This window comes from Mycobacterium sp. NGS27, from assembly GCF_059813005.1.
On record NZ_JCALDT010000004.1, the window covers coordinates 567,666 to 574,986 of the forward strand.

At 64.6% G+C, this 7,321-nt stretch carries 5 protein-coding genes, 1 tRNA gene and 1 pseudogene; 4 read left to right on the plus strand and 3 right to left on the minus strand.

The features are described from left to right. The first annotated feature begins 45 nt into the window (after positions 1-45). A complete protein-coding gene (locus tag AC5Y30_RS14300) occupies positions 46-450 on the plus strand; it encodes an HIT family protein (RefSeq protein WP_499918975.1) in 405 nt (134 codons plus the stop codon). Here AC5Y30_RS14300 and AC5Y30_RS14305 read toward each other — a convergent pair. Continuing rightward, positions 438-1,880 (minus strand): sensor histidine kinase, encoded by a 1,443-nt coding sequence (locus AC5Y30_RS14305; protein WP_499918977.1) that lies wholly within the window; start codon positions 1,878-1,880, stop codon positions 438-440. The two genes, AC5Y30_RS14300 and AC5Y30_RS14305, sit on opposite strands and share 13 nt — an antisense overlap. A gap of 25 nt (positions 1,881-1,905) precedes the next feature. Continuing rightward, positions 1,906-2,625 (minus strand): response regulator transcription factor, encoded by a 720-nt coding sequence (locus AC5Y30_RS14310; protein ID WP_499918980.1) that lies wholly within the window; start codon positions 2,623-2,625, stop codon positions 1,906-1,908. 153 nt (positions 2,626-2,778) lie between these two features. Between AC5Y30_RS14310 and AC5Y30_RS14315 the strand changes: the two genes are divergently transcribed. Then, positions 2,779-3,495, plus strand: coding sequence for a hypothetical protein (locus AC5Y30_RS14315; RefSeq protein WP_499918982.1), 717 nt, complete (start codon positions 2,779-2,781; stop codon positions 3,493-3,495). Between the two features lie 29 nt (positions 3,496-3,524). After that, positions 3,525-3,596: transfer RNA gene (locus AC5Y30_RS14320), tRNA-Thr, on the plus strand. 125 nt (positions 3,597-3,721) lie between these two features. On the opposite strand, the pseudogene AC5Y30_RS14325 reads toward AC5Y30_RS14320, so the two are convergent. After that, positions 3,722-5,274: pseudogene (locus AC5Y30_RS14325) on the minus strand (MFS transporter). A gap of 779 nt (positions 5,275-6,053) precedes the next feature. On the opposite strand from AC5Y30_RS14325, the gene AC5Y30_RS14330 reads away from it, so the two are divergent. After that, on the plus strand, positions 6,054-7,321 hold a 1,268-nt coding region (locus AC5Y30_RS14330; protein WP_499918983.1), incomplete at its 3' end, for a condensation domain-containing protein.

Here is a 7,321-nt window from a genome sequence, read left to right on the forward strand (position 1 = left end):
GACCAGGACCGCTGCCGCAATGTCGACACCCCTATGCTGGGGCCCATGGCGTCGATCTTCACCAAGATCATCAACCGTGAACTCCCCGGCCGTTTCGTCTACGAGGACGACGACGTCGTCGCGTTCCTGACGATCGAGCCGATGACGCAGGGGCACACGCTCGTCGTGCCGCGCGCCGAGATCGACAACTGGCAGGACGTCGACGGGTCGGCCTTCGCCCGGGTCATGTCCGTGAGCCAGTTGATCGGCAAGGCCGTGTGCAAGGCCTTTCGAACCGAGCGTTCCGGCCTGATCATCGCCGGGCTAGAAGTGCCGCACCTGCACGTGCACGTCTTCCCCACCCGCAGCCTGAGCGACTTCGGCTTCGCAGGAGTCGACCGCAACCCGTCAGCGGAATCGCTGGACGACGCCCAGGCCAGGATCAAGGCGGCGCTGGCTCAGTTGGCGTGAACCGGCTCGTGCGCCGTCACGTCACTGATGCGAGGCAGCGTCACCCGGAACCGGCAGCCCTCTCCGGGCGCGGTGGTCACGCTGACGACACCGCCGTGCGCGCGCACCAACGACTCGACGATGGATAGGCCCAGACCGGTGCCGCCGCTGGCCCTAGCCCGCGACGAGTCGGTCCGATAGAACCGCTCGAACACGCGCGACGCGTCCTCCTGGTTCATGCCGGGACCCTGGTCGGCCACTTCGAGCACCGCGTTGTCGCCGTCGGTGCCCACCCGCACGGTGACGTCGGCGCTTTCCGGCGTGTGCTGCAAGGCGTTGGCGACGAGGTTGCTCAGCACCTGGCGGATCCGCGCTTCGTCACCCAGGACCTCCGGGGTGCCGGGGCCGTCGAGAACCTCCATGGTGATGGTGCGCCCGGGGTCCATCGCCTGCCCGTCGTGCACGGCATCGCTGGCCAGCGCCAGCAGGTCCACCCGATGGTTTTCCAGGGGGCGCTGCACATCGAGGCGGGCCAGCAGCAGCAAGTCGTCGACCAGCAGGCCCATCCGGGACGCCTCGCTTTCGATTCGCGACATCAGCATCGCGACGTCGCGGGCGGCGCCCTGGCGATACAGCTCGGCGAAACCGCGGATGGTGGTCAGCGGGGTCCGCAGTTCGTGGCTGGCGTCGGTGATGAACCGCCGCATCCGGTCCTCGGAGCCGCGAGCCTTGTCCGCGGAGGACTCCGAGGACGCCAGCGCTTGCTGAATCTGCGCGAGCATCCCGTTGAGCGCCTGGGACAGCCGGCCCACCTCGGTCCGCGGATCTCGTTCTGGCACACGGCGATCCAGCTGGCCTGACGCGATTGCCGCGGCCGTCTGCTCGACCTCGACGAGCGGCCGCAGGCTGCGCTGCACCACCGCGAAGCTGGCGATTCCGACGACGGCAAGCACCGCCACCCCGATGCCCATCTGCAACCAGACCAACGAAGTGAGCGTGTGCTGGACGTCCGACAAGTCGATCGCGACCGTGGTAAGCCCGTGCGGACCGTGCACCGAGACCGCCCGCCACTGAATGTCCGAGCCGTTCACCGAGGGCAGCGTCGTCGGGTTGGGACCCACGTCGTTGTCGGGCGGTAGCGCCGGTTCGGCGTTGCGGTCGTTGATGGCGGTGAACGGGGTGCCGTCGGTGCTGACGCCGCGCACGTAGAACTTCGACGGCGGCCGGCCCGGGTCGGGACCATTGAAGGGCGGCGGCGATTGCCGCCGCGGGGCCTGCGCCCAGCCGCGGGACGCGTCGAGCAGCGTGGAGTCGATGCGGCTGACCAGGCTGTGCCGCAGGATAGACGTCACCGCGACACCGGAAACGGCGAGGCCGCAGGCGACCAGGGCCAGGGTGGCGGCGACGAGCCCTATCCGCAGGGGCAGTCCACGTCGAGGCTTGGTGACCATCTACCTACTTCTTCGCTACCGCTGCTCACCGCGGTTCTCGCAGCACATAACCCACTCCGCGCAGCGTGTGCAGCAGCCGCTTCTCGCCCGTATCGATCTTGCGACGCAGATACGACACGTAGGACTCGACGACATTGACGTCACCTCCGAAGTCGTAGCGCCACACGTGGTCGAGGATCTTCGGTTTGCTCAACACCGTGCCGGCATTGATCACAAAGTAACGCAGCAGCGTGAATTCGGTAGGCGACAGCGATACCGGCTGACCGGCCTTCCACACCTCGTGGGTCTCCTCGTCGAGCTCGATGTCGGCGAAAGTGAGGCGCGCGCTGCGCGGTTCGGCCCCCGCTTTGCCGGCACGGCGAAGGATGACCCGCAAGCGGGCGACGACCTCCTCGAGACTGAACGGCTTCGTCACATAGTCGTCGCCACCCAGCGTCAGGCCGGCGATCTTGTCCTGCAGTGAATCCCGGGCGGTCAGAAAGAGGGCGGGGGCGTCGATGCCGTCGGCGCGCAGCCGCCGCAGCACCCCGAACCCGTCCATGCCCGGCATCATCACGTCGAGGATCACGGCGTCGGGACGCGCCTCGCGCGCCCGATCCAGCGCCTGGGCGCCGTTGGTGGCCGTATACACCTCGAACCCCTGGAATTTCAGACTCACCGACAGCAGCTCGACGATGTTGGCTTCGTCGTCGACCACGAGGACCCGAGCCTCGGATTTCGAGTCGTTGGGGGTTGCCGATGTCATGCCCATGTCCCTTACTTGAACGTTTGCTATGTGAAGGTTGTGCGCTTCCTGAAAGCTCAGTGCCAACAAACTGATAGTAGTCTGCCAGGGATCATCGCATTGCCTTGGGACATAAAGGTCTTGCCCGGTGTGCGTCGTGAATAGACTCTTGGAATGAACCTCACCAGAAGCATCGTGTCGGCTGCGACCGCGCCCGCCCGGGTGGGTCTGGCCGCCGCGGATGCGGGTCTGAGCGTGGCGAGCGCGGCCGTCGGCGTGGCAAAGCGGGCTGTGGGTGAGAGCGGGGCCGCCGGCACCACCGCAATGACGTCGATGCTGGGGATCGACGACGCGATCGTCCGGGCCAATCGGCTGGCCCGACTGCTCGACGACGACGCCCCGCTGGGCCGGGCCGTCGCCCCGGACGGTCCGATCGATCGCCTGCTGCGCCCCGGCGGGGTGGTCGACATGCTGACGTCGGAGGGCGGGCTGCTGGACCGCCTGACCGCCGAGGGCGGCGCCCTGCAGCGCACCCTGCAGCCGGGTGGGCTGGCCGATCAGCTCGTCGCCGAAGACGGTCTGATCGAACGGCTGCTGGCCGAGGACGGCCTCGCCGACCGGCTACTGAGCGAGGGCGGGCTGATCGACAAGCTGACGGCGAAGAACGGGCCGCTCGATCAGCTCGCCGACGTCGCCGACACCCTGGCTCGACTGACACCCGGGATGGAGGCCCTCGAACCCGCCATCGCCACCCTGCAAGACGCCGTCATCGCGCTCACCATGGTGGTCAACCCGCTGAGCAACATCGCCGACCGGATTCCGCTGCCCGGGCGGCGGCGCCCGTCGTCGCGGGCGGTGCGCTCCGCGGGCGTGATCGACAGCGACCGGTGACCGATTAGGCTGGGTCCGGTTCTAACCCCGCCTCCTTAGCTCAGTGGTAGAGCACTCGCCTTGTAAGCGAGCGGTCGTCAGTTCAATCCTGACAGGGGGCTCCGCGCAGTTGGCCGGGTCGCGCACCGGTTCAGGCTGTGATTGCTGATGGCCTCGCGCAACCTGACTGCGCGAAGGGGTCTTGGAGCGGCGGCCCAGCCAATGCTCTTGTGCCCGTTGGCTTTAGCTAGAGTTCGCCGGCGTCGTAGGCTTTCTTGACTTCCGCCGCATGCGCCACCTGCTGCGCACTGTAGCCGATGAGCAGCGCCACCCCACACACCAGCACGGCCACCCCGGCCAGCCACTGCAGACCGTAGGTGTAGCCATGGTCCAGCGCGTGCAACTGGGCGGCGTTCATGGACTTTGCCGGCCCGGTGGTGCCGCCGAGTTGCAGCGTGCGCCAGGTGATCACGCCCTGGATCACGGCCAACACCACCGGCCCGCCGAGGCGGGAGAGCATGAGCGAAATCGCGGATATAGGCCCAATCTGGTCCAGTCCGACGCTGGCGATCAGCGAAAGCGCGAGCGGCACATTGATCACGCCGATACCGATGCCGGAGACGACGAGCGGCACCACAAGGTTCGGGAAGTACGGTATGCCCCGGTGCAGCGTCGAGGCGTAAAGCACCGCCCCCAGCACGAGCAGGCCGCCGATGATCACCACCACCCGCGGCGGCAACGACATGACCAACCGCGACGCGGCGCCGGCCCCAATGCCCACGGCGACGGCGAACGGGATGAACGCCACGCCCGCGCGCAGCGTGCTGTAGCCCATGATGTCCTGCACGTACACGCCGATCAGCAGGGTGAGGGTGAACATGACCCCACCGGCCAGAAACATGGCCGCGAACATAGCCAGCCGGTTGCGATCGAGGAACAAGCCAAACGGCACGACCGGGTTCTCTGCCCTGCGCTCCACCACCACGAACGCCAGGAAAGCGCCCAGTGCCACCACGCCCGAACCGATCGTGACCGGCGACAGCCACCCTTTCTCCGGCCCCATCGAAAAGCCGAGCACCGCCGCGGTGAAGACCAACGTTGCCAAACCTGCCCCAGTCGCGTCGAGCTTTGTGCGCTCCTTTTGCGTTTCCCGCAGCGAGGCGTAGGCCAGATACAGCACCACCACTCCGATCGGCACGTTCACCAAAAACACCAACCGCCACGACACCTCGGTGAGCAAGCCGCCCACCACCAGGCCCAGCACGGAGCTGAGGCCGCCGATCGCGCCCAATACCGCCATCGCAGCATTGCGCAGCGGCCCCTTTGCGAAAGTCGTTGCCACCAGCGCCATACCGGTCGGTGCGATGATCGCGGCGGACACACCCTGCAGCAGCCGCGCCAAAACGAGAACGCCCCCGTTCCAGGCGACGCCGCATATCGCCGAGACGACGGTGAACAGCGCGACGCCGACGATGAAGGCGCGCTTGCGCCCGATGGTGTCACCGAGACGACCGCCCAGCAGTACCAGCCCGCCAAAGGTCAGCACGTACCCGGTGATGACCCAGCTCCGTCCGGCATCAGACAGACCCAGGTCATTCTGGATCCTGGGAAGAGCGACGACCGCGATCATCCCGTCCATCGTGGCCATCAGCTGCATCCCGCCGATCGCGATAACTGCTGCGACGAACCAGCGAGGCGGGAGCTTTGTCGGCAAGTCTTTGTTGGTACGGCCTGGGGTGGTCGGTTTGACGGGCATCGGACTCGTTTCGTGCGTTGTGTCGTCCAGTGATGTACTGCCACTCCGCAAGAGCGAGAGTCGGCTTAGCGGGCACCCTACGGAATCTGAAGAGTTGTTATCCGGGAAACTGATCAGATAAACATGCTGGGTCACCGAGTAAGCCCCGAATAACGCTCAATGCGCGTGGGCAGGCAATCCGGGGGCAAGTTAGGCAGCAAGCTGACCATCGGAGTCGACTGGGCGCCGTACGCGCGCCAAGCCCTCCAGGATTGCGCCAATAAGTACGCAGTCGGCCCCGCTAATTAGGCGTGCGTCAAATATGTCGGAAGTGTGTGCCCACAGCGACTAGTTGCACGACCAATCGCTCGGCGAAGTGCAGGGGAGCCGTTGATTTAACGCTGCGCCAATAAGCGGCTGTCGCCGAGCATCGCAGGCAACGACTCCATAAAGCGGTAACTGTTTTCTTCATTCGGATCGCAGGGCTGAAAGCACCGCGAAGGTGATGCACGCACTGAGGCGTGTACGCCGCCCGGGGTCGGCGCACACAGCGCTCAGGAGCGTCGAACAATTTCGCACTTTGGAAAGACTTTGGGGCTCGCCGGCCGCCCCACGCCGCAAGTCGTCAATCGCCAGATCCACAGTGAGGGAAGCGCAACCGGCCCAATCCTGCGGCGGGGGCATCGGTCAGAAAGAAGCCACAGAGTCTTTTCAGAACTTTGCCGAAACGCCGGACCGAGCTCGTTTGGCAGCAGTAGGGTTGGTTTCTCAAATCGACTCAGGTCTGCGCGGGGCGGACGCGGTGAGCCGAGGCAATGGGAAGTTGATCTTCGGGGGTAGAAGAGTGCAACTTGATGGCCGGGCCTTACCGCTGACGCGCGGACAGCTAGACATCTGGCTCGCGCAAAAAACGGGTCGCTTCGGCGCGAAATGGCAGCTGGGTGAACTGCTGCGAATAGAGGGCCCGATAGACCCTGATTTGCTTCAGCAGTCGATCGTTCACGTTCTGCGTGAAGCCGAACCACTTAGGGCTTCCTTTTTCGAAGTGGATGGCAGGGTTTTCCAAAAGCCGGTTGACTACCCCGATGTCGAGCTAGCCCAATACAACCTCATTGGCTCGCGTGATCCTGCACAGGACACCTATCGGCTTGCATCATCGATCCAATCGACTCTGATGCCCCTGGATGGCCCGCTGTTCAAATTTGCACTATTCCAGACGCAACCCGAAGAATTTCATTTATTCGCGTGCTGCCACCATATAGTAGTAGACGGAATCGGACTTACTTTTGTTTGTCACCGCATCGCGAATGTATATTCTGCAATGGCCGCAGGCGAGCCGATTCCACCCGCTTTTTTCGGACCGTTGAGTGACCTGGTTGATTGCGAATTAGCATACGAAGCGTCTGACGATTATGCCGCTGATCGAACCTATTGGACGAGGAATCTTCCGCCGGAAATCGAACCAAGGTACAGGTTGGCGGACTCGAACCGGGGCGGGGGCGATCAGCGGGCTTCTGAGCCCGTTCAGTTGGACCCGTCGTTCGTTGCCGGGGTTCAAGAGCTGTCACACGCCTTGCAGATCCGACGATCGTCAGTGATTACGGCCGCCTGTGCCCTCTTGGTGCGCGCGTTCGACACCGAAAGCCCGGAGGTGGTGCTCGACTTTCCGGTGAGCAGGCGCGTTGATCCGAAGACGCAGATGGTGCCCGGAATGGTTTCCGGATTCCTGCCGCTGGTATTGCCAACATCTCCTGAATCGGACGTTGCTAGTTTTTGTAAAGTCGTCGACACGCGAATGCGCGAAGCGCTGAAACATCAGCGGTTCCCGGTGCACGCTATTGATGACAAGACACGTCTCGGCAGTTCTGGGCAGGCGTCTAACCGGGTCGCCGTCAACATCATTCCGGCAACACACACGGGGCATTTCGCCGGCGGCCGGACGACGGGAACCCTCACCCATGCCGGCCCGTTACATTTCGGTCTGGTCTTTTTCCGAGACGACGATCAGCTTTTCCTCACCACGGTGGGTGACGGTCAGTTCTTTTCCAATTGTGACGTGCGAGATCTCGCCGAGCGGTTGGAGCGGGTGTTGGCGGCGATGACCGCCGAGCG